This window comes from uncultured Shewanella sp. (assembly GCF_947501665.1).
In the GTDB taxonomy this organism is placed as follows: domain Bacteria; phylum Pseudomonadota; class Gammaproteobacteria; order Enterobacterales; family Shewanellaceae; genus Shewanella.
The window spans coordinates 1-22,898 of the sequence record NZ_CANMWS010000032.1; the positions used below are offsets into that span (position 1 = coordinate 1).

General features: G+C 40.6%; 22 protein-coding genes. 5 read left to right on the forward strand and 17 right to left on the reverse strand.

The window, feature by feature from the left end:
* Positions 1-311: 311 nt before the first annotated feature.
* Positions 312-770 carry an RNA-binding protein gene (locus Q0976_RS20350; protein WP_299495826.1) on the forward strand — a complete coding sequence of 153 codons (459 nt, stop codon included), beginning with the start codon at positions 312-314 and terminating at the stop codon, positions 768-770.
* A 27-nt stretch (positions 771-797) separates the two neighbouring features.
* Here the strand turns inward: Q0976_RS20350 and murI are convergent, their stop codons facing one another.
* Positions 798-1,583: a glutamate racemase gene (gene murI / locus Q0976_RS20355; protein ID WP_299495828.1), complete on the reverse strand. Its 786-nt coding sequence runs from the start codon at positions 1,581-1,583 to the stop codon at positions 798-800.
* Positions 1,584-1,733: 150 nt separating this feature from the next.
* Between murI and trmA the strand changes: the two genes are divergently transcribed.
* The gene (gene trmA / locus Q0976_RS20360; protein WP_299495957.1) at positions 1,734-2,831 is read left to right on the forward strand and encodes a tRNA (uridine(54)-C5)-methyltransferase TrmA; all 1,098 of its coding nucleotides are present in this window, start codon (positions 1,734-1,736) and stop codon (positions 2,829-2,831) included.
* 34 nt (positions 2,832-2,865) lie between these two features.
* On the opposite strand, the gene fabR is transcribed toward trmA, so the two are convergent.
* Positions 2,866-3,486: an HTH-type transcriptional repressor FabR gene (fabR, locus tag Q0976_RS20365; protein WP_299495959.1), complete on the reverse strand. Its 621-nt coding sequence runs from the start codon at positions 3,484-3,486 to the stop codon at positions 2,866-2,868.
* 145 nt (positions 3,487-3,631) lie between these two features.
* Here fabR and Q0976_RS20370 point away from each other — a divergent pair, with 145 nt between their 5' ends.
* From Q0976_RS20370 to mnmH, 3 genes are all read left to right on the forward strand, one after another.
* A complete protein-coding gene (locus Q0976_RS20370; protein WP_299495830.1) occupies positions 3,632-4,738 on the forward strand; it encodes a fatty acid desaturase in 1,107 nt (368 codons plus the stop codon).
* Positions 4,739-4,828: 90 nt separating this feature from the next.
* A complete protein-coding gene (gene selD / locus Q0976_RS20375; protein WP_299495832.1) occupies positions 4,829-5,869 on the forward strand; it encodes a selenide, water dikinase SelD in 1,041 nt (346 codons plus the stop codon).
* Positions 5,869-6,969 (forward strand): tRNA 2-selenouridine(34) synthase MnmH, encoded by a 1,101-nt coding sequence (gene mnmH / locus Q0976_RS20380; RefSeq protein WP_299495835.1) that lies wholly within the window; start codon positions 5,869-5,871, stop codon positions 6,967-6,969. The genes selD and mnmH overlap by 1 nt, the downstream gene beginning before the upstream one ends.
* A gap of 208 nt (positions 6,970-7,177) precedes the next feature.
* Here the strand turns inward: mnmH and Q0976_RS20385 are convergent, their stop codons facing one another.
* The 15 genes from Q0976_RS20385 to gspC all read right to left on the reverse strand — a co-directional run bounded on the left by Q0976_RS20385 (position 7,178) and on the right by gspC (position 22,677).
* Positions 7,178-8,881, reverse strand: a complete 1,704-nt coding sequence (locus Q0976_RS20385) for an MFS transporter (RefSeq protein WP_299495837.1) — start codon at positions 8,879-8,881, stop codon at positions 7,178-7,180.
* Positions 8,882-9,056: 175 nt separating this feature from the next.
* Complete coding sequence (gene cysQ, locus Q0976_RS20390) at positions 9,057-9,869, reverse strand: 3'(2'),5'-bisphosphate nucleotidase CysQ (protein WP_299495839.1); 813 nt, start codon at positions 9,867-9,869, stop codon at positions 9,057-9,059.
* A 68-nt stretch (positions 9,870-9,937) separates the two neighbouring features.
* The gene (gene nudE, locus Q0976_RS20395) at positions 9,938-10,492 is read right to left on the reverse strand and encodes an ADP compounds hydrolase NudE (protein WP_299495840.1); all 555 of its coding nucleotides are present in this window, start codon (positions 10,490-10,492) and stop codon (positions 9,938-9,940) included.
* Between the two features lie 201 nt (positions 10,493-10,693).
* The gene (locus tag Q0976_RS20400; RefSeq protein ID WP_299495842.1) at positions 10,694-11,455 is read right to left on the reverse strand and encodes a type II secretion system protein N; all 762 of its coding nucleotides are present in this window, start codon (positions 11,453-11,455) and stop codon (positions 10,694-10,696) included.
* A gap of 9 nt (positions 11,456-11,464) precedes the next feature.
* Positions 11,465-11,941, reverse strand: coding sequence for a type II secretion system protein M (locus tag Q0976_RS20405; protein WP_299495845.1), 477 nt, complete (start codon positions 11,939-11,941; stop codon positions 11,465-11,467).
* 1 nt (position 11,942) lies between these two features.
* A complete protein-coding gene (gene gspL, locus Q0976_RS20410) occupies positions 11,943-13,160 on the reverse strand; it encodes a type II secretion system protein GspL (protein WP_299495847.1) in 1,218 nt (405 codons plus the stop codon).
* Positions 13,157-14,269 carry a type II secretion system minor pseudopilin GspK gene (gene gspK, locus Q0976_RS20415; RefSeq protein ID WP_299495849.1) on the reverse strand — a complete coding sequence of 371 codons (1,113 nt, stop codon included), beginning with the start codon at positions 14,267-14,269 and terminating at the stop codon, positions 13,157-13,159. Before gspK ends, gspL begins: the two co-directional genes overlap by 4 nt.
* Before the next feature lie 5 nt (positions 14,270-14,274).
* Positions 14,275-15,021, reverse strand: coding sequence for a type II secretion system minor pseudopilin GspJ (gene gspJ / locus Q0976_RS20420; RefSeq protein WP_299495851.1), 747 nt, complete (start codon positions 15,019-15,021; stop codon positions 14,275-14,277).
* A complete protein-coding gene (gene gspI / locus Q0976_RS20425; protein ID WP_299495961.1) occupies positions 14,972-15,370 on the reverse strand; it encodes a type II secretion system minor pseudopilin GspI in 399 nt (132 codons plus the stop codon). Before gspI ends, gspJ begins: the two co-directional genes overlap by 50 nt.
* Before the next feature lie 138 nt (positions 15,371-15,508).
* Positions 15,509-16,129, reverse strand: coding sequence for a type II secretion system minor pseudopilin GspH (gene gspH, locus Q0976_RS20430; RefSeq protein ID WP_299495853.1), 621 nt, complete (start codon positions 16,127-16,129; stop codon positions 15,509-15,511).
* A complete protein-coding gene (gene gspG, locus Q0976_RS20435) occupies positions 16,092-16,526 on the reverse strand; it encodes a type II secretion system major pseudopilin GspG (RefSeq protein ID WP_299495855.1) in 435 nt (144 codons plus the stop codon). The genes gspH and gspG overlap by 38 nt, the downstream gene beginning before the upstream one ends.
* A 64-nt stretch (positions 16,527-16,590) precedes the next feature.
* Positions 16,591-17,814, reverse strand: coding sequence for a type II secretion system inner membrane protein GspF (gene gspF, locus Q0976_RS20440; protein WP_299495857.1), 1,224 nt, complete (start codon positions 17,812-17,814; stop codon positions 16,591-16,593).
* Positions 17,815-17,817: 3 nt separating this feature from the next.
* A complete protein-coding gene (gene gspE, locus Q0976_RS20445; RefSeq protein ID WP_299495963.1) occupies positions 17,818-19,389 on the reverse strand; it encodes a type II secretion system ATPase GspE in 1,572 nt (523 codons plus the stop codon).
* Positions 19,361-21,565 carry a type II secretion system secretin GspD gene (gene gspD, locus Q0976_RS20450; RefSeq protein ID WP_299495965.1) on the reverse strand — a complete coding sequence of 735 codons (2,205 nt, stop codon included), beginning with the start codon at positions 21,563-21,565 and terminating at the stop codon, positions 19,361-19,363. Before gspD ends, gspE begins: the two co-directional genes overlap by 29 nt.
* A gap of 194 nt (positions 21,566-21,759) precedes the next feature.
* Positions 21,760-22,677, reverse strand: coding sequence for a type II secretion system protein GspC (gene gspC, locus Q0976_RS20455; protein WP_299495860.1), 918 nt, complete (start codon positions 22,675-22,677; stop codon positions 21,760-21,762).
* Positions 22,678-22,898: the final 221 nt, after the last annotated feature.

Sequence of the window (22,898 nt, forward strand, 5' to 3'; positions counted from 1 at the left end):
CAATTGCTTAGTAAGCTGCTTTGCCGTGTCAGTGGGTGCGCATTATAGGGAGATTTTGAATTAGCGCAAGGGCTTTTATAAAAAATAACGCCTATATGCACAGCTTTTATTCACTTTGCTTTTTTTTGTCGAAAAGCCATACAATTTAGCCCCAAAACGATGAAATTGTCGTATCTTTAAGATAGTTAAAAAGTGACTAAAGCTCGTTTTTCCATCACTAGACTAGTTTCATGTTAAATAATTCATTACCATGTAGCAGTTATTAACAGTTATTTATCATATTATTCATTAACTCTTTAGAGATTATATATATGCAAAAGCCATTCTTTATTGTCTTGCTCATTGCCATTCTTGGTGCTCTCGCAATATACCTACTTGCTCCAGCACTAAACGGAGCCATTGCTTTTTTCACAGGCGCCATCATTGCTAGCGTCGTTTATTCTATGTTATCTAAATCAACTTCAATGTCAGCTGATCCAGATAAACCCTATACAGGGCCAACAATGACACTCTATGTTGGCAATTTACCCTATCGCGTTCATGAAGGAGAAGTAAAAGCTTTGTTTGGTGAATATGGCCCAGTTAATTCAGTTCGCTTAGTTAGGGATCGAAAAACAGGACGACGCAAAGGTTTTGGGTTCATTGAAATGTCTGAAGCGGGTGCCAAAAAAGCAATGAACAAACTTAACGAATTTGATTTTCAAGAAAGAACCTTAAAAGTAAGAGAGGCTAAATCTCAAGATTCAGATAAAGCGGAAGCCAATAACTAGGCATTTCACACACTACTCTACTCATCATTAGCCAATATGGAACCGACTAACATTAACAAATCCATCATTGGCTAATTTATTTTTCAGCGCTAAAGAGATGCTGTTTGCAGTATAATAGGCGGTAGTATTTGACTTATCCCTCTGCGCCTTCTCATTTTTGAACAAACATTGGACCCTTGAGGCGATAGCCAATTCTGAATCCAATAACTGAATATCAGAGCCCAGTATTGCTTGTATTTCATTTTTAAGTACAGGAAAGTGAGTACAACCTAGTACAAGAGTATCAACTCCCGAATTTTTTACTGGGGTAAGTATCAATTCAAGGCACTGCTTATCAATCCTATCACCAATGGCCTTTTCCTCCGCAAGCAAGACCAATTCAGAAGAACCGAATAAATGAACTTCACAATCACTTGCGAAACGTTGGATTAAATCACGTGTATAAGCACGAGTAACCGTCGCAGGCGTCGCTAATAAACCAATTTTCTTTCGAATAGATGAGGTAGCAGCCGGTTTGATTGCAGGTACAACACCAACAATAGGAATACTCATTTTCTGCCGTAATATAGGTAGCACTAACGTACTTGCGGTATTACAAGCCACTACGACTAACGCTGCCTTTTCCCGCACAGCAATATCACAAATAAGCGTTACACAGCCTGCAATCAAATCTTGCTCATCAAGTTCGCCATAAGGTAGCCTTGCATTATCAAAGACATAACAATAAGATGCCTCTGGTAATACTGATTTTATCGTGTTCAATACTGATAACCCACCAATACCAGAATCAAATACCAAAATAGGACCTGCCAAGGTATACCTCTTAAAAGTGTTTAAAAGCGCAGTTTCCCACACTTGAAAGTAAAATCAAAAACCATGCATGATACGCAAGTCAGCCACACTCGCATCTTGACGCCACTTGGGTATATAATTCCGCCCCCAATAGCCAATGATGATCAAGATATGAATTTAGCCGCAATGGATCCAACAACCTATGATGCGCAGCTCGAGCAAAAACGCATCAAGCTGGCACAATTATTTAGCCAGTTTGATACACCAAAGATGGAAGTATTTGCATCTGAGCCTGAACATTATCGCATGCGAGCTGAATTTCGTATATGGCATGATGGTGATGACATGTACTATTACATGTTTGATAAAGCACTCAATGAAAAAGTGCGCTGTGATCAATTTCTTCCCGCCAGCAAACTCATTAACGAACTGATGCCGATTTTAATTGAACAGTTAAAATCCAACACCTTATTACGCCACAAATTATTTCAAATAGATTTTCTCTCTACACTCAGTGGCGAAATATTGGTTTCATTACTTTATCATAAGCCCTTAGAACAAGCGTGGGAGCAAGAAGCTCGAACACTAAAAACTTTCTTGTCAGAACACTTCTCGATTAATTTAATTGGTCGAGCCCGTAAACAAAAAATCATCATAGATAAAGATTTTGTGCTTGAGTCTTTAATTGTCAACAACAAGCAATTGCAATATCACCAAATTGAAAATAGCTTTACTCAGCCCAATGGTAACGTCTCTATTAAAATGCTGGAATGGGCTATCGATTCGACCAAACAGAGCACTGGTGATTTATTAGAGCTTTATTGTGGTAATGGTAATTTCTCCATTGCACTCGCCCAAAATTTTAATAAAGTATTAGCAACAGAGCTGGCTAAACCTTCAGTTGAATCTGCACAATATAATATTAAAGCCAATCATATTGATAACTTGCAGATCATTCGTATGTCAGCTGAAGATTTCACTGACGCAATGGCAAAAAAGAGAAGCTTTAGACGACTGGAAGGGATCGACTTAGACAGCTACGAATGTAATACCATCTTTGTCGATCCTCCAAGAGCAGGATTAGACACAAACACAATCAAGCTAGTTCAACAATATGAGCGTATTGTTTATATTTCTTGCAACCCACATACTCTCATCGATAATTTAGATGAACTGAATAAAACACATAAAATAAGTCGTTTTGCATTATTTGATCAATTCCCTTATACCGATCATATGGAATCAGGGCTATTACTCGAAAAAAGATAAATGAGTAACCAAAGTGAGTTAACTCAAAACGTTGTTAACTCACTTTAGATATATGTTTCTTTTGCAACGCCTCCGCACCTTTCGCCACCATACGTAATTGCACCACCAGCTGATCGGCGAGTTTCTTACGTTCGATACGTTTCATATCCAAAGCTGCTGCCCCCGCATTAAATACTAAAGTGACTAACGATTCAGCTTGTGCTCGAGCTAAAGCAGGATGACGTTGTGTCGTAGACTCAGTATAATGTGTTAGTTCTGAAATGAAATGCTCAATTTCTCGGGCAACCGCACCACGAAAAGGTGCCGATGTACCTGAACGCTCATGTAATAAAATACGAAAAACATTTGGATTAGATTCCAGCACTTCCATGAAAGTATCAACAGAAATGCGGATCACACTGCCACCTTCTTCTGCCCGTTGACGCCCTTTGCGCATCATTTGACGTAATGTCAAACCACCTTCATCCACCATCGTTAAACCCAATTCATTCATATCTTTAAAATGACGATAAAATGATGTTGGCGCGATATTGGCTTCTCTAGCAACTTCTCGCAAACTCAAACTGGAAAAGCTCCGTTCTGCACTTAGCTGATTAAAAGCTGCATCAACTAATGCTCGACGAGTTTTCTCTTTTTGCAATGCTCTAATGCCCATACTGGATCCACTTACAAAACAGATAAAACGAATAATACCGTTTTTTAAAGCAAAGCGCAGCAAGAGAAGAAACCTTGACCCCAGAGGAGAAGCACGTTAAATTAGCTTACACATGTAAGCTCAAAATAAAATTGATAGAAATAAAATGAAAAAACCGCCTTTAATTTGGACTAATGTCAGTTTATTTACCCTCACCTTTCTAGGTGCGGTTATTTTGGTGCCTTGGTATGCCATGACGCAAGGATTTCAAACCTCAGAGTGGATTGCCTTTGTTGTACTCCTTTTTGCCAGTGGAATGTCAATTACTGGGGGATACCATAGATTATGGTCACACCGCACGTATAAAGCCCATGCCTCTGTCCGTTTTCTTTACGCACTTGGTGGCGCCTTAGCGATACAAAACAGTGCATTGCATTGGTCATCTGATCACCGTATTCATCATAAACATGTTGATAATAATGACATTGATCCCTACTCAGCTAAAAAAGGGTTTTGGTACAGTCATATCGGTTGGATGCTAAGGGAATACCAAGCACACCGTTATAATGATTATAAAAATGTTCGCGACCTACAAAATGATAAAATCGTGATGTGGCAGCATAAATATTATGTTCCGTTAATGCTGCTCATGAATATTGGATTACCGGTTGTTTTAGGTTGGTTAAATGGCAACATTCTTGGCATGGTACTGCTTGCAGGCTTATTAAGATTGGTCGTCAGCCATCATTTCACATTTTTTATTAATTCATTAGCTCATATTTGGGGTAAGCAAACCTATACGGATAAAAATACAGCCAAAGATAATGGTTTTATTGCTTTACTCACTTATGGGGAAGGCTACCATAACTTCCACCATATCTTTGAAAACGATTACCGCAATGGGATTAAATGGTGGCAATATGATCCAACCAAATGGATGATAAATGCTTTTGCTAAAATCGGTTTAGCCAGTCAGTTGCGCATTGTTCCTCAAGAACGCATCGAAAGTGCGAAATTAAAAATGCAGCTGCAAAACACTCAGCATAAAATTGCCCACTTACCCAACAAAGAAGAAGTATTAGCCATTATACAAGCCGAATATGATCTCATGAAAAGCCATTTATTAGAGTATTATGAAGCCCAAAAAGTCCTCATTGAAGCGAAAAAGAAACAATTGGTCAACGACCAGCTGATGCTTCAAGTTGATCATTTGAAAGAGCGCTGGCTACAACAAAAGAAAAATTGGCGAATACTCACATCCCTGTACGTATAAAAACCACAGGATTAATGCATCTGGCTAATATAAAAACACACTATCGCCTTATATGATAATCAGCAATGAATTTTCATATGAGGCGATATCGTGCAAAATACAGATATAAAATTAACTCAATATAGCCATGGGGCAGGCTGTGGCTGTAAAATATCACCTTCTGTGCTAAGCACTATTCTTGCATCAAAGCTTCCCACATTTAACGACCCAAACATTATTGTTGGCAATCAAAGCCGCGATGACGCAGCTGTTTATCAACTGAACAATAAAACAGGTATTATCAGCACCACAGATTTTTTTATGCCAATTGTTGATGATCCTTTTACTTTTGGTCGTATCGCCGCGACCAATGCCATTAGTGATATTTATGCAATGGGCGGCCAACCAATTATGGCCATCGCCATTTTAGGCTGGCCCATTAATCAACTTCCTGCAGAAATAGCCCAGCAAGTCATCGATGGGGGACGCCAAGCTTGTCACGATGCTAACATCATGCTTGCGGGAGGACACAGTATTGATTCTCCTGAGCCTATTTTTGGATTAGCTGTTACAGGACAAATTTCACTGGATAAATTGAAAAAAAATAATACCGCCAAAGCAGGTGATAAACTCTACCTGACAAAACCACTTGGAATAGGTATTTTAACCACAGCTCAAAAACAACAAAAGTTAAACCCTACTGATAGCCACATCGCTATTGATGCCATGTGTCAACTCAACAGTATTGGACCTCTTATTGCGGAAATTAAAGGGGTCAATGCCATGACAGATGTCACAGGGTTTGGACTCGCTGGACATCTACTTGAAATGTGCCAAGGTGCTCATCTCAACGCAACCATTAATATGGCCTCACTCCCTTTACTTTCCTCTATTCATGAATACATTAAAATGGGCTGCATTCCTGGTGGCACACACCGAAACTATGAAAGCTACCATACACATTTACCTTCTCTGACTGATGAACAAAAAGCCATTATATGCGATCCACAAACCAGTGGTGGCCTACTGATTTCCGTTAGCTCAAATGCAGAAGAAGCATTATTACACCTAACAGAAGGCCATCGACTTCCCATTCATTGTATCGGCCAACTGGATGTTCAGCCAGCCACCCATACTATCAATCTTGCCTAATGTTCAAAGGCACTCAGTCCAGCTCAAATTACCTCTCTATTTTTCTTGATGAGCATCCTCTTATTGATGTTAGGGCGCCCATAGAGTTCAAGAAAGGGGCCTTTCCACACAGCTGTAATCTCTATTTAATGCAAGACAATGAACGTGAATTAGTGGGGACATGCTACAAACAACAAGGACAAGCAGCCGCAATCAACTTAGGCTATTCGCTGATAAAAGACGACATAAAGCAGCAACGCATAGAACAATGGACTGACTATTTAAAAACACAACCTAATGCATACCTCTACTGTTTTAGAGGCGGACTACGCTCACAACTTGTCCAAGAATGGCTCAAAAAAGCCGGTTTCAACGTGCCTTATATTGAAGGTGGCTATAAAGCCATGCGGCAGTTTTTAATCCAATCGATTGAAACCATCAGCCATTCACAAAACTTACTTATTCTCAGTGGATCAACAGGCAGTGGAAAAACAGAACTGTTAACACAACAAAAAAACAATATTGATCTCGAAGCTATTGCACAGCACAGAGGATCTAGCTTTGGGCAATGCTTTACTCCCCAACCTAGTCAAATTAATTTTGAGAACACACTGGCTATTAACCTGCTAAAGTCAAAAGTAAAAAAATTACCTTACTTGCTCCTTGAAGATGAGAGCTATCTCATAGGACGTGCGGCCATTCCTCAAATCCTGTATAAAAAAATGCAAACAGCACAAATTCTAGTACTCGAAGAAACCATGGAAAAGCGCGTATCAAGGATCCTGAAAGAGTATATTCTCAATATGCATGAAGGCTTTATTACTCGATTGGGGCCAATAGAAGGTAAACAAGTATTTCAACAGTATTTAACCCAAGGATTACTGCAAATAAAAAAACGTTTGGGCGGTCAATTACACGATAAACTGCAAAGCCATTTAAGCTATGCTTGCCGTCAATATGAGATATATCGCACAAATGATGATCATAGAGTATGGATAACACAATTACTCACATACTATTACGATCCTATGTATCAATATCAGCTCAATAAAAAACAAGACAAAGTGATTTTTCGAGGAGATCATCAAGCTATTAACCAATGGCTTGATGAGTATAACTAACCTGAAATCCAGATAATGAGTGTCAAAGAGTATTGGTCATCCATTTAAAGTCAATAGGTTAAAATTAGCCCCGTTATTCTTTATTGTTTAATTTGGCTAAATACCGCTATTTTTGTCTATATCAAGGCGGGATTTCGTGTCTAATAGTGGGCTATTAGTAGAAAGCACAACATAGATAGGGGCAAAAATAGCGCCGCGTTGAAATTAACTAAACAATATCTATTTTCACTAAATGCCTAAATGAGATAGTGTCATCACTGCCCATGGTCAAGGTTAATTTTGGCGGTTGAATTTTCATATCAGAAAATAACACATGAAATTCGACATCTTGGATAACCACCCAATCTCCTGCATCCAAATCTTTCATCAAGAGACTATCAATAGAAGGCTGAACTGACTCTAATGCTTCTGAAATAACAATATAATGTAAATGCCGAGACAACCAAGCTTTAAAACCCGTTTCATTTTTATGATTATCACTGACAAAAAACATATTTCGCCCAGTCAATCCCTGCAATATAACACGCTCCATTGTCGACAACTCACGGTTGACCAATAATATCGCTCCACCACCCACAAGTTTATTGATCCCATCAATTTTCAGCCGCACAAAAAGATGCCGGATCACATAACTGAGACAAGCAAAAATAAAGCCTGGAAAGACAAAAACAAGATAAATCAGAATCACTAAATTTAACGCAGATAAAAGCGTAAACAGTTGTAAAATACTCCAAGAAAAGCCGCCAAACAACACCATAGAAAACACTGCTGAACCAATCATAAATACTGCATTGGTGATATTATTCACTGCAATAGCCTGAGCACAGTGTCCTTGCTTAGATTTGACCTGAATGAAAGCATATAGAGGCACAATAAACAGCCCACCACTCACACCAATCATAAACAAGTCAAATATCACCCTATAATGCTCTCCACTGGTAATAAAAGAAACCGCGCTGTAAGGCACGCCAGAATGCACTTCAAGCAAGGTCACAGCCAAAGGCAGATCAAGCCCAAATAATGTCAAACCAATTAAACCAAGTAACGAAATACCTAATTCAACTTGTCCAAATGATAAGCGACCACAGATGAGTGAACCTACCCCTATTCCCATGGAAAACAATAATAAAAGCAGTGACACAACCGTGGCATCACCATGCAAATTAACTTTTGAGAAATTAGGAAACTGCGTTAAGTAAGTGGCCCCTAAAAACCAAAACCAGCTAATAACAATAATACTGGCCCAAATTGCAGGTTGCTGCTTAACATTTTTAATCATGGTCCAGCCCCCCGAAAAGGGCGCAAATTTAACTTTTTGATGAGTTGAAATAGGGGGAACAGACGGGATCATCACACTGGAGCCATAGCCAATTAATGCCAATACAAAAACCAATATTGCAGGTAATCCCCCTTGAGGATCATAATCAACGATCAACCCTGCGCTGAGCGTGCCCACTAAGATAGCAATAAAAGTGCCTAACTCCACCCAAGCATTGCCTCGAACCAACTCTTGCTCATACAAAGCACGTGGTAAAATAGAATACTTAACAGGACCAAAATAAGCAGATTGTGTCCCCGTCAAAAAGAGTAATAACAACATAATGAGATAGCTATGCGTCAAAATGGCCACCATGGCACAAGCCATGATAACAATTTCAAGTAACTTCAACCTACGAATGAGTAAAGCTTTATCAATATGGTCAGCTATCAGACCGGCATGAGCAGAAAATAGTAAAAAAGGTAAAATAAACAAGCCGGCCGCTAAATTGACAAATAAATTAACACTGATAGGTAACTGCTCAACTTGTGAGTAAGTCACCATCAATAGAAGAATATTCTTGTATAAATTATCGTTTAGCGCACCTAAAGATTGTGTCACAAAATAAGGGAAAAAACGGCGAGAAACGATCATATTGATATTCCTTAATGTCAGGCTCGATAGAACCAGCCTCTTTAGTATGTCAATTTATTACGCTAACTTAGTCTACGCTGTAATATAAAGGCGATATGTTTAGCATAAAAATCTCTGCATCGGCCTTTTTATTCCCAAATCACTTGAAAATACGCTTTCAAGTGACTTGGATATATCATGATTCTCCAACCAAAATTTTATCCCACTCTAAATGGGGGGCACCCACTACAATAAAATTGGGGTTTTCTAAACTCTCACGTTCATTATAGGACAAAGGCTGCAACTCTAAATCCATGATTTCACCACCCGCTTCTTCTATGATAATTTGCGCGGCTCCCGTATCCCATTCCCCCGTGGGACCAATACGAACATAACAATCAGCTCGTCCTTCTGCGACCAAACAACTCTTTAATGCAGCTCCCCCTAACGTCACAAGTTCACAATGCTTATGTTGATGAAATAACTTAATGACTGACTGAGGATCTTGCCTGCGGCTGACCGCTAACCGTAAAGAGGGATCATCTTTTTCAATAAATCGACTGTGGATCCTAAGTTCAGCGTCATCATGACGTTTATACGCCCCTAAACCAGCAATAGCGTAATAACACACTTCTGTCATCGGCACATAAACAACGCCCATAATAGGCCTGTTATGTTCAATTAAAGCAATGATTACTGAAAAGTCGCCGCTTCCAGCAATAAACTCACCTGTGCCATCAAGCGGATCGACTAACCAATAACGCTGCCAGTTTTCTCGCTTTTGCAGGGGAATATCGGCATCTTCTTCAGATAGAATAGGGATCTCAGGCGTCAACACCATTAACGCTGAAGTAATAATATTATGTGCAGCCAGATCGGCTGAAGTGACGGGTGTATTATCTGACTTAATTTCGCGTTGAAATGTCCCTCTTTGATAAATATCCCGGATAGTTTCCCCAGCATCCTTTGCTATATCGATAACTTGCTCAATATAATGTTCTGGCTTCATATACGACTCCAACAGCCCACAATTTTAAAAACGGCATAGATTAAGAGTAAATAAGCTTCATGACTAGTCTACTTAAGCTTGAGATGCTTTTGCGCTAAAAACAAGGCGCAAACACTTCTAGATTCAGAAAAATCATCTTCAAGCAGGAGATTTTGCCAATTTTCAAGGGACCAAGTGACCAACTCAATAGGCTCCGGCTCATCCCCTTCAAGTTGACTTTCGTACAGTTCTTCAGCAAGAAATATTTGCATTTTACTGGAAAAATAACTGGGCGCTAAACTTAACTCCATTAAATGTGTAAGTTTTTTGGCTCCATAACCAATTTCCTCTTGCAACTCTCTATTTGCCGCTTCCATGGCACTTTCACCCGGATCAATCAACCCCTTAGTAAAACCTAACTCATAACTGTCAGTGCCAACAGCGTACTCACGACCTAACAACAATTGTTGATTGTTTAAAACCGGCACGACCATCACGGCTCCGCTTCCCTTTCCTTTCATTCTTTCATATTGCCGACATTCGGCATTGGAAAACTGAAGATCCACTTGCTCAATATGAAACAAACGGCTTTTCGCAACAGTCTGAGTGTTTAATATGGTTGGTTTCAGCAGTTTTTTATTCATCGGGCTTCATGCTCATAATCTATCCACTATGAACATCATCTTACTACGACCTAGTTGAACCACAACTTTAATTTTAGCTAAAATATTTACAAGATTCATATAGCAACAAAAAACGCCCACTCATTGAACCAATAAGTGGGCGTTAATCGTTTAATTGTCAAAAATCACAATCTTTTTAGAACCACAGAATCATCATATTCGCTACAATCCAGGTATAGCTCCTTTATAATTCAATGTGTAATACCCTTGACTGTCTTTAGCACCAAACTGACTCAACATTTTTTTAAGATCGGCTGGTTGCTCGGGGGTTTCTTTCATTTTCGCATCAATAGCCACACGATTTTTGTCTTGTATTATCAAACTCCCCACTAAACCAAGGTGGTTCATTTTATCATCGGTTTTCAGCTCTATATTGCCATTCACGCAAGCTAAAGCAAAAGAGACATTGCCTAAAGGGTAATCGCCAAATTGGTTATTCAATTTTGCTTGGTTAATAATAGCCGTTCCTGATAACGCTTCACACCAAGGTTTGCCTGAATCAAATTCCTTAATAAATAGGCTAATGTCTCCATTCACTTTACTTCTAAGAGGCAATGCCTTATTCCCTAGTAAAGCTGGAATGGGCGCTTCAAATCGAAAGTCCTCTAAATACATGCCAGAAAAAGAGGCCCTAACCAAACCTTTTGCATTTATCGGTGTATTTCGCTCACCTAAGGTAAAGTTCACTTGAGCTTGTCCTAACAGTAATCGCCATGGACTAAAATCCCACTTTAAGGTGTCAAGCTGGCGCCCTTCAAAAGTGATACTATTGATTTGTCCTGCCCACACACTGCCCGACAAATCCGCAACAGAAAGCCCTTTAGGTAACTCGACAAATCTGGCCACAAAAGTGGCTGGTAAGGTAGCCACTAAAAAAATGAGATAAATGAACAGACCAATAATTATTTTCTTCGTTAAACTCACATTAATACCTTACAAAGAGAACTGAATACGACGCACAGAAACATAGCCAGGTGTATCTACTGCCGCAATATCGATACTGTCTAAAGACAAGCCTTTTTCTTGAACAAGATTACTCACATAATCTAATAGCGCATTGAAAGGAACATCACTCATCCACACTTGAATTTTATTGCCCTGTGGCTGCATTCGAGTAATCTCAAGTTCATATTGCGCTGCCGTTTGATTCACAATAGCACTTAAACTCCCTGTAAACTTATCATTGCCCTTTACTTGCTTAAGCCCCGCTATGCGGTTGGCTTTTTGCTTAACATAATGTAAAGTCTGCTCTTGAGCCGCGAGATTATGTTGGGCATCCATTTCAGCATTATCGATAGGCGTCCAGACTCCCCAATAGATAAAACCAACCACCAAAACAACAGCACATGCCACGACCATTTGCTGCTCTCGCAGAACCAGTCCTCGCCACCATGTTTTTAAGTTTTCCATGTTATTTCGCCTTTATCGTTAAAGTACTAGTTACAGCAGAATCGGTACTATTCATCGCCCCAGAATCTAAGCTGTAAGAACGTGAAACAATATCTTTGAACTGCTCAATTTGAGCATAACTTTTTGCCGAAACTTGCATTCTCAGCTCATTACGGGCGCCATCAAAACGCATTGTGGTCGGTTTTAATTCTTTTACCTGAGAAAATGCGCCTTCAATACCCGCTAGCATAGAAAAAAACTGACTATTGCCTCGACTATTGCCTTGCAGCCCTCTTAAATAGCCATCAATTTGCGTACGCACATTAACCACTCGAGAACTGCCTGGCACGACTTGTTTATATATCGCCTCGGTTTGGGCTTTTAATGCCTCGACCTGGGCATCCATTTGATAAATGTTTAAGCCTTTATTAACCAATGCCAGCACAAATAACGCACCAAATAAAATTGCCGTATTCCCCCAAAGCGATAAATATTTAGCATATTCACGTTTGGGTTTATATAAACCCGTCAACAAATCTAATGGCGCTGCGGCTAAGCCTTTCGCTAATGTCAGCATAGGCAACTCTAACACTTGCTGACGTATATCCGTTCCAGCCAGTGTGAGTTCAGTATACCCAGCCACTGTTGGCAGATCATCTTCTTCGCTATCAGTAGCAAGGTTTGTTTCTGCAATTAAATGAGGAAGTGCCGTTGGCAGCCATGTCTTTGGCAAAGCAACACCACTACTCTCACCTGTTCTTAATAAATAGTCTTCTTCAAATTGCATTGCAGCCCAATGGCATTCTTCCAAAGGAAGAGCAAGACAATCAGGTACAATGCGCTGTATGGTCAACTGAGCATCACTTAGCCAAGTTAACCACATTTGCATTTGCTCATGAGCAACCACCCCCACAGGTAAATGAGCACCTTGAGCCTTACCCACAACAAAATGCAATTCATCGACATCTTGCGCAAGATTCTCTTCCAACATAAAAGGCAGTGCCTTAATCGCTTGCCTTTGATTACCTTCAGGTAAATCAACCGAAGTTAACGTAATCGTCGATGTGGGCACTAAAACATCAACAGGTCTATGACCAGCTCGTTCGGTTAACGTTGATAATTCATCAACATGGCTCAATTGTCCGGATGCAATTATCTCTTGTTCTTGTTCTGACCACACCAACCAAAAACAAGGGTTTTCGGCAGTCTGTCCTAATCGGATAACTAATCGTTCGCTCACTTTCTCTTCTCCGGATCTAGTTGTGAAATTCCCATATTCTCTTCTTCACTTAAAAATGAGCTGGGATCTTCTTTCACTGGTAATATTATTTTTCTATCACCAAACTGACGTGAAATCACTGACAGCTTGTCATCCGATCCTCGCATTAATACGCTTTTTAAACGAAATATCGCACGATCGACTTTCGCACCTGCCCTTAATAAAAAATAATTACTGTCTATTCCAAAACTTGACGCTAATGCTTCATCTGATGTTTTGAAACTACTGATCGATGAATTAGTCCAAAAATCTTCAATCGACTCATAACCATCAGCCGGTCTCTGATTAATAATACCTTCAGCCTCACCAACAGATATTTTATTTTCGAACATGCCAGCTAATAACGGAGCGTCTTCAACGGTTATAGTATTCACATTCAATACTTGTTCAGAGTTACCCGGAATGGCACAAACGAAAGGTGCAATTCTCATATAAATATCTTGAGTGAACCCCATAATGGCTCTGAGCTCACTCTTATCAAATAACAAGGTATTCGCCGCGCGATAAGGTACCGTTCTGGACTCATATTCCGCATCTTCAGCCCCATAAGGGCTCGATGTTGTATCCTCATCGGTATAATCTTTTAATGTGGCCGCTAAAGTATCAGCCGAAAACTGATCCATTCCCATCGCCACTAGCAAACCCGCAAATTGTCGCATCGGTAGGCTGGGTTTCGATTGTCCCGTGCTGGCATCTTCTTCAGTAGCAACTGATAATGCATTCACATTAAAACAAGATCGCATATCTTTCATTTCACCAGCAATTTCACCCAGCTCAACAGGAAAAACCATACCGGATTGTGCCCAATATTGTTGCAGGTTGACACTTTCCTCATCATCTTCAAAATCTTGGGTTAATATTTTCTTAGCCAACTCTTCAGCTGACAAGGCATACCAATAGGCTTGATCATACTGAGCCACATTAATAGTACGCCTAACCGATAATTGGTTTAGGCTAGTGATATTTGTCGCAACAATTGAAATCATGGCAATAATGAGTATGACAACAATTAAAGCCACACCTTTTTGCTTTTCAGGCTTAGATGAATACTGGCGATTGGACATAACCATCAATGCTACCTTTTAGAGTTATTATCTGAACTGCCACCTGAACCACTACCGGAGTCACTACCTGAACTACCTCCTGAGCCTGAATTATTTGAAGAATCATCGGTTTCAGGCATAGCATCAACTAATAAAAATTTTCGAATCACTTTGCCTAAGTCTTCTAATTCAATTTGTATACTAATGGCTTGGGGTAACTCGGTCGCATCCACTTTTCGCTCCCATTTACCGTCAACAAAAAAAGAATATTCAACAGATATTACTTTTTTCATTATGACTGTTTTTATGGGTTCAGCCCCCATTTCTGGCTCTGGATAAGGGTAATACCAACGCTCTAAATTACCTTCTTTTACAACATAAGCAACAGATTGCAATGTGCCTCGTGGTAACATGCCATCAGGGTTAAGCCAACCTAAACGGAAAAACACTATCGCTTCAGACTCTGAATCTAAAATGTCACTGCCGGTCTGAAACATCGTACTCCCCCGCCCCCCTTCAAATAATCTAGGTGTACGGGGAACCATTTGATTAAAATCCCTTTCAATCATGCCAAAGCCTTGCTGCATGGCTTTTAATTTCTCAGAAAAGTCGCGAGTACTCTCATCATTAAGCATCACAGTATGTAACACGGTATTCGATGCCAATCCAATCATAGCGAAAATAGCAATCGCAATGAGCATCTCAAGAAGCGTAAAACCTTGCTGATGATTAATTCGAGTCATTAGAGTCACCGCTATCACTTGCATCATTAAAGACATAAGTGCTTACTTCTGCGATAGTCCGCTGGAAATTATCATTATCACTCACGCTGACTTTCACCAACCGAAATTTATCATCATCAGTCTTAATCACTTGTTGACGCCAATACCAATCTCTTCCTGCTAACGTTGTTTGCCCTTCAGTGCGACCTACATCAGGAAAAGCCGGATTAAGTTTCATATCAACAAGCTGATTATCCACTACCCATTGAGCTAAAGTTCGCTCTTCTAAAATGGGCATATTACTGATTAACTCACCTAAGCTTTTAGTAATGGCGATTGCAGCAATGGAAAACACAGCCAACGCGACGATGACTTCAAGTAAAGTCATCCCCTTCATATTACTCAATACAAAATGACGTCTTCTCATCATTTTCTCCCAGAGTAATCATATTGAAATGGTAAAAGACAATAAGAAAGAACATACGAAATATGCTGCACATGAAATTGAGCAAACATAAAAACGCCATAAAAAGATAAGCGATTTTTACTTTTCATCATTTTCTCTGCCTAATACCACGCGACCAAAAGCGTCACCAATCACCTTGACATCGATATAGTTACCTGAATCATCTCGGCCAGAAAATGTCAGTTCAAACGCTGACATTTCGCCGCTGGGGAAAAGCAAAATTTGTGGCTCAGGAAATTTTTTCTTCTCTTCGTCAGTTTTTTCAATGAATGGGCCATCATCAGTAAAAGCGCTACCCTTTTCCTCATCATCTTGTACTAAAGGCAAACCTTCAACGATGAGTGTCATTTCCACACCCGGATCCATTTCTCGCTCACTCAATAAACGATCATTTTCCAGAGGCTGCCACTTACCTTCAGCATATAAAACAAATTGGTAATTATCTGGCTCCACGACAATACCAACAAAATCACCACTCATCACGGTTTCGTCAAGTACCAACTCAACGGATTGCATAAATTGTTGCGCCGTTTTTTCCAGAGCACGATCTTTTCCTGCTCCTCCCATACTTAGCGTCACTGCTGCAGCAGCAAGCCCCATGAGCAAAACAACCAGCAACACCTCCATTAAAGTGAAGCCTTTTTGACGCAACATATTCATATTATTGATACTGCTGTAAATTCCAGTTACCAATATCATCTTCAGTTCCTGCCTGTCCATCTGGACCGGCACTAAAGACATCTATTCTTCCATGTTCACCTGGGCTCAATAGCATATAATCATTGCGCCATGGGTCTTGTGGCAAACGCTTTAAATAGCCATCTGGACGATAGTTACGAGGCTCCGGTGAAATCGTTGGCTTTTGCACTAAGGCTTCTAAACCTTGCTCAGTAGTCGGATAAATACTGTTATCTAAACGATACATATCTAACGCATTTTCCAAAGCCACAATATCAGACACAGCTTTTTGCTGATCGGCTTTATCTTTGTTCCCCATTAAGTTAGGAACAACCATCGAAGCCAGGATCCCCAAGATCACGATAACAACCATGACCTCTAATAGGGTAAAACCTTTTTGCTTATTTCGTGTTTGCATGAACAACTCCCTCAAAAATTGTGCGATTAATGACATTATAAATCAATCGCTTACTTTATTTAACTTATTGGCTCACCATGTTATTGAGCTCTAAAATTGGTTGCAAAATAGCCAGCACAATAAACAATACAATCACCGCCATACTCACGACCAACACAGGCTCAAATACACCTAGCGCAATATTAACATTGGATTCAAACTCTCTATCTTGTGTATCAGCTGCTCGTTCCAACATATTTTCAAGTTCACCACTTTTCTCACCTGATGCAATCATATAGAGCATCATAGGAGGGAAAAGTTTCGTATTACCTAACGCGGCCCCTAACCCCGTTCCTTCACGTACACGCGCTGTCGCCTCTTCAACAGCTTCCTTAACTCGTACATTAATCAACACGTCACTCGCAATTCGCATGGCATCCAATAAGGGCACCGAACTTGCGGTCAAAATACTCAAGGTTCTTGCAAAACGCGCCGTGTTCAAACTTTTACTGACCTTACTCACAACAGGTAACCGCAATAACCAAGAATCATATCTCATACGATTTTTTGCATTACGCAATAACCGTTTCGCTATGACAAAGAAGCCAATCAGCCCCCCCAATAGTAACAGGCCATAGTCCCGAATAAAATCAGAGGATGAAATCAGTAATTCCGTCGTCCAAGGCAACTCCTGCCCCATATGTTGAAACTGCCCGACAACTTGCGGAACAACAGCAGCCAAAAGAATTGCAATCACCCCAATAGCGACAACCGTTAATACCACAGGATAAATCATGGCTTGCATCATTTTATTCTTCAACTGCTGTCGCCGTTCGGTATAATCGGCCAAACGATTCAATACCACATCCAAGTAACCAGATTTTTCCCCCGATGCCACCATAGCGCGATACAAATCATCAAAAATATGGGAAAACTCAGCGAGCGAATCGGCAAAAGTATAACCTTCCACTACTCGCGACCGAACAGCCATAATCATGCTGGCAAGTCTGTCTTTTTCACATTGCTGCCCAACCGCTTTAAGCGCTTCTTCAATGGGTAACCCTGCGGCGACAAGTGTCGATATTTGACGGGTGATCAAGGCTAACTCAGCAACTGAAATACCCCGTTTAAATAACGCTGCGCCCTTTGTCTTTTGTTTCGCTTCTTTTTCTGCAACCGCTGTAATTTCTAACGGCATCAGCCTTAATTCACGCAACTGTGAACGGGCATGTTTAGGCGTATCGGCTTCGACAACCCCTTTTTGTTGTTTACCTTTCTTATCTAGCGCCTTATATTCAAATGCTGGCATTGATTACTCCTCCCGAGTGACACGTAATACCTCTTCGAGAGTCGTTTTACCCGCAATGACTTTACTCATTCCGTCAATACGAATACTCGGCACTGTTTTACGTATATGTTTTTCAATTGCCAGTTCACCACGACCGTCATGAATAAGCCCACGAACATGATCGTCAACCGTCAATAGCTCATGGATACCTGTTCGACCTCGATAGCCATTATAACCACATGATTTACAGCCTTTTGCCCTAAAAATAGTTTGGGTATCACTAATTTCAATGCCCAATAATTCACGCTCTCGCTCATCAGGAAGATGCTCTTCTTTACAGTCATTACACAGAGTACGAATAAGCCGCTGTGCCAACACTCCCAGTAAACTTGAGGACACCAAGAAAGGCTCAACCCCCATATCTTGTAAACGGGTAATCGCACCTGACGCTGTATTGGTATGTAAGGTTGAAATAACCATATGACCCGTTAAAGAGGCTTGTACTGCTATTTGCGCCGTTTCTAAATCACGAATTTCACCAATCATGACCACATCAGGATCTTGACGTAAAATCGCTCTTAAACCACGAGCAAAAGTCATATCGACTTTAGTATTCACTTGAGTTTGACCAATGCCTTCTAGCTCATACTCAATAGGATCTTCAACCGTTAGAATATTAGTATCCACAGAGTTAATATCCGTCAGTCCCGCATAAAGCGTGGTACTTTTTCCCGAACCTGTTGGACCAGTCACCAAAATAATACCGTGGGGGCGTCTGATTAAGTCATCAAATTGGACACGAACATTTTCTGTCATCCCTAACTGCACTAAGTTTAAATTACCGGCATTCTTATCCAGCAAACGCAATACGACTCGCTCGCCATGACTCGATGGCATAGTGGATACCCGCACGTCGACTGCGCGGCCACCAATACGTAAGGAAATACGGCCGTCTTGAGGCACACGCTTCTCAGCGATATCGAGGCGCGCCATTACCTTAATACGAGAAACCAGTAATGAGGACAATTTACGATTAGGCTTGAGCACCTCTTTTAAAACACCGTCTACCCTAAAGCGAACAATCAATTGCTTTTCATAGGTTTCGATATGAATATCAGAGGCTTCTTCCTTAATAGCCTCAGACAGCAAGGCATTGATGAGTTTAATGATAGGCGCATCATCGTCCCCTTCAAGTAAATCTTCTGTTTGCGGCAATTCCTCAGCGAGAGTGAACAGATCCATTTCATTACCAATATCTTCCATCATTTGCTGCGCTTCTGATGAATTGGCTTGATAAGTCTGCGTTAATTTAGCTTCAAATTCACTGTCTTCAAGTTGTTTAAGTGGAACATTTTTCCCCACATAACGTCTCGCTTCAAGTAATGCCCCAAAGGGAGTCGATGCCACATGAAATAAGGTCAACTCACCTTCTTGAGTTTTATCTAATGCCAAACTAAAACGATTAGCAAAAGCAAACGATAAACGCTCTTTGCTATCAGAATAAAGCGCTTCATCGACTTCAGTCTCCACCGACATTTCTAGCTCATTTGTCGCCTGCATTAACTCTTCAGTTTGCATTACTTCCACCTGATCCACTTTGCTCAGCATCAATCGCTTCTTGAGCCGCTTTAATCTTAGCCTCAGCTTCAGCGGCCGCCTCTTGCTTATCTTTTTCTTTATTTTCAGTAATGGTTCTTAAGGTTGAATTCGTTTCACGCATACGTGTATCTAACCCTTGACCTTGCTTATAACGCTCTAATATATCATTCACCTCAGGCCCAACATGCTCACTCATATTCCATTCTGGTAACACAGGCACACTACTATTTGGCATCAAGTTAATGCCTTTATCATCTTGCTCTAACTGCAAGGCCCTAAAGTAATTGTATTTACGACCAGAGATCCCTTGCATTGTCATGCCATCACGAATAATCGTCGGCTTGATAAAGACCATCAAATTCTTCTTGGTCTTCTTACTTGAAGAGGATCTAAATAATTGTCCAAGCCAAGGAATGTCCCCTAAGAAAGGCACCTTTTGCACACTTTCTTGGACTTCTTCATTAATCAAGCCGCCCAAGACCACAATTTCACCCGAATCGGCCATCACAGTAGTGGTTAAACGCCTTGTTGAAAAGGTGACATCCACACTGGTATTGCCATTAACCCCAGACACTTCCTGCTCAATAATCAACTTAACGGAGGTGCCTTCATTCACGAGCGGAGTAACTTTTAACTTAACTCCAACTTCTTTACGCTCAACGGATTGAAACGGATTACTGTTGTCAGAACTCGCCGTAGAACCGGTTATCACTGGCACCTCATCACCCACAATAAAGGATGCTTCTTGGTTATCAAGGGTAGTGATTGACGGCGTCGCTAACACATTCGATGTGGTATCACTGGATACTGCTTGAACCAATGCGCCAAAATCCCCCGCCGCTAAGCCCCATGCCATGCCATTCACCTTAGCGAGTGCAGTCGCAAGTGTGGTAATATCCCCTAATGTATCAGGATTAGATGTACAAGTTTGCGTATCTCCAGAGCCATAACATGTTTCAGTTCCTTTTGTTTCTTGTGCATCCCACACACCCGCACCGATTTCACCTATGGTTGGGCCAATATTATTAAACTGAGTCCCCCCACCTAATGCGCTGGCCATTTGTATGCCAAACCCGACATTATCACCTTCGGCCACCTCAACAATAATGGCCTCAACCAACACTTGAGCGCGGCGAATATCCAGCTGATCAATGACATTTTCCAATGTACGCATTTGATCTGGCTCAGCGCTTATCACCAATGCATTTGTATCGGTATGAGCCATAATATTAATATCATTACGGCGTTTATTACTGCCCGCACTGGCTTTAGCTGTGGATTTTTCATCTGCCAGCTTTTGAGCAAAGCCCGTTAATACTTCCACCAAATCTTCAGCCTTGGCATAGCGTAAATAACGCACTTTAATATTACCTGTTGTCGCCTGATCAGCATCAAGCTGCTTAATCAAAGCCACCACACGTTCACGACTCTTTTCATCACCACTAACAACGACCGCATTTAAACGCTCATCAGCAACCACTTTAGGGGCTTGACCCGGCAATTGTGCCTGATTACCGGTTGTGCGATACAAGCTCTCAATAATCCGCACCATTTCACTGGCTGAGGCGAACTGCAAGTTAACCACTTCAATCGTTGTATCACCTTGTTTGTCTACTCGGTGGACAATATCGACCAACTTATTCACAACCGCCGCTCGGCCGGTGATCATTAAGACATTGGATTGGTCGTAATTAACCACATTACCGCCACCCGCATTATCATTGAGTTGACGTAATAATGGCGCCAATAATTTCGCTTCAGTATTATATAAAGGCACCACCCTTGTGACCATCTCATCGCCCATGCCTGGCGATGCATCATCTGCAACCCGAATAGCCGCTGTTTTAGCATCTTTATCTTTAATGACTTTAATTATATTATTTTCCACTTGAACGGCGGCATAACCGTACACCTGCAATACATTCAAGAAAAATTGATAATATTGCTCTTCATCTAGTAAGTCATAACTGCGGACATTGATCTTTCCACGAACAGTGGGATCAACAATAATCGTTTTGTTCAGGTTTTTGCCGACAATATTAATGAACTCTTCAATATCTGCACCCTTGAAATTGGCTGCAAACTGCTCAGACCACGCAAGCGACGGGGTCAATAACGCTGCGCCCATCACGAGTCCAGCGACTAAGCGCCGCCTAATACTTTTTTTGTTTATCATCAACCTTCCCCTGAAAACCTTTTAAACGTGCATCCAAAACATCTTGTCAAATGACCAAAAAGCATTAACTAAATGCTTACACTTTCCATTTGAATACACAAAACAATGTTATCTTCTTATACCATTGGTACGTATTATAATCTTCATTAAACCAGCATGAAATATTGTTTACACCTTAAAAAACATCCCATTTATTGCGGTAAACTAAACATAATTTCAATTAATTGACCTTTTCTTTCTACCATTAATGACATTTCGGTTAATTCAGGTAAAGAAGACATCACTTCTAACGCTTGACTCATATCCGTCAAGTCATAACCATTAATCGATTTCGCTAAATCATTTGGTTTTAATCCTGACTGTGCAAATAAAGCCCTATCTTTACCAGCATTTAAACGGTAACCTTGTAATTCCCCTCCTTTTCTCACAGGAGAGATAGATAAATAGTCAGTAATTTTCCCCGGATCAGATACTAGCTCATCTCGAGAATTTTTTAACCTTTGAGAAACATTTTTGTTATTCCTATGGTCAATTTTTCGCACATCGTTGCTGACCTTGGCTTTTTGTAATTGTTTATTCGCCTGCCCCTGCGCCTCATACTGTAAACCATCCAGCATCAAGGTTTCATAGCGACCATTATTGGTAATAATGATACGATCGGCATAAACCTCTTTAAGAGAAGCCGATGTACCTTTAATTTTATCTCCCAAACTATAGGTCTCTTGCCCGCCACTAGAAGCAATAACAGCCAAGCCTTTCTGTTCTTTTGTTGAAGCCACAACGCCAGTCAACTGAATAGATAAGGTTGTTTTAGGTGCATCCGTTATTTGCTCAACAACATTATCTTTAGGTTTATCCTTAGCTTCAGCAGTATATTGACCAAATAATTCTAATCTCTCAATATCTTTAACATTAACTTTACCTGCACGGCTAACCTCCACTGGAATAGGCTGCCACATAACAGCTGTCGTTGCCGTTGGCACCATCTTCCAAGTAATTTGCGCAAGCAAAGACAAACTCAATAACATTCCAGACCAAAAAATAACATTATTAAGTGGCCTTTGAGGTATTTTCGCTATTTTTGTAAAAATCGTATCTAGTAAATCCATAATTAATTGGACCCTCTTCTCAATAGGCCTCGACTCTGTTTACGTTAATTTAGCAAATAGCTCACCATGCTAACCTAGACCGTTAATAGCAACAAGCCCATAACGTGAGCAATATTGGCGAAAAATGTTCAAATATGCTACCTTGACAGTCTCAATACAGGTGCTTAATGCATTCAAAATGCAATAATTTCCAACACGAAATAATCCGCACTATCAGTGAG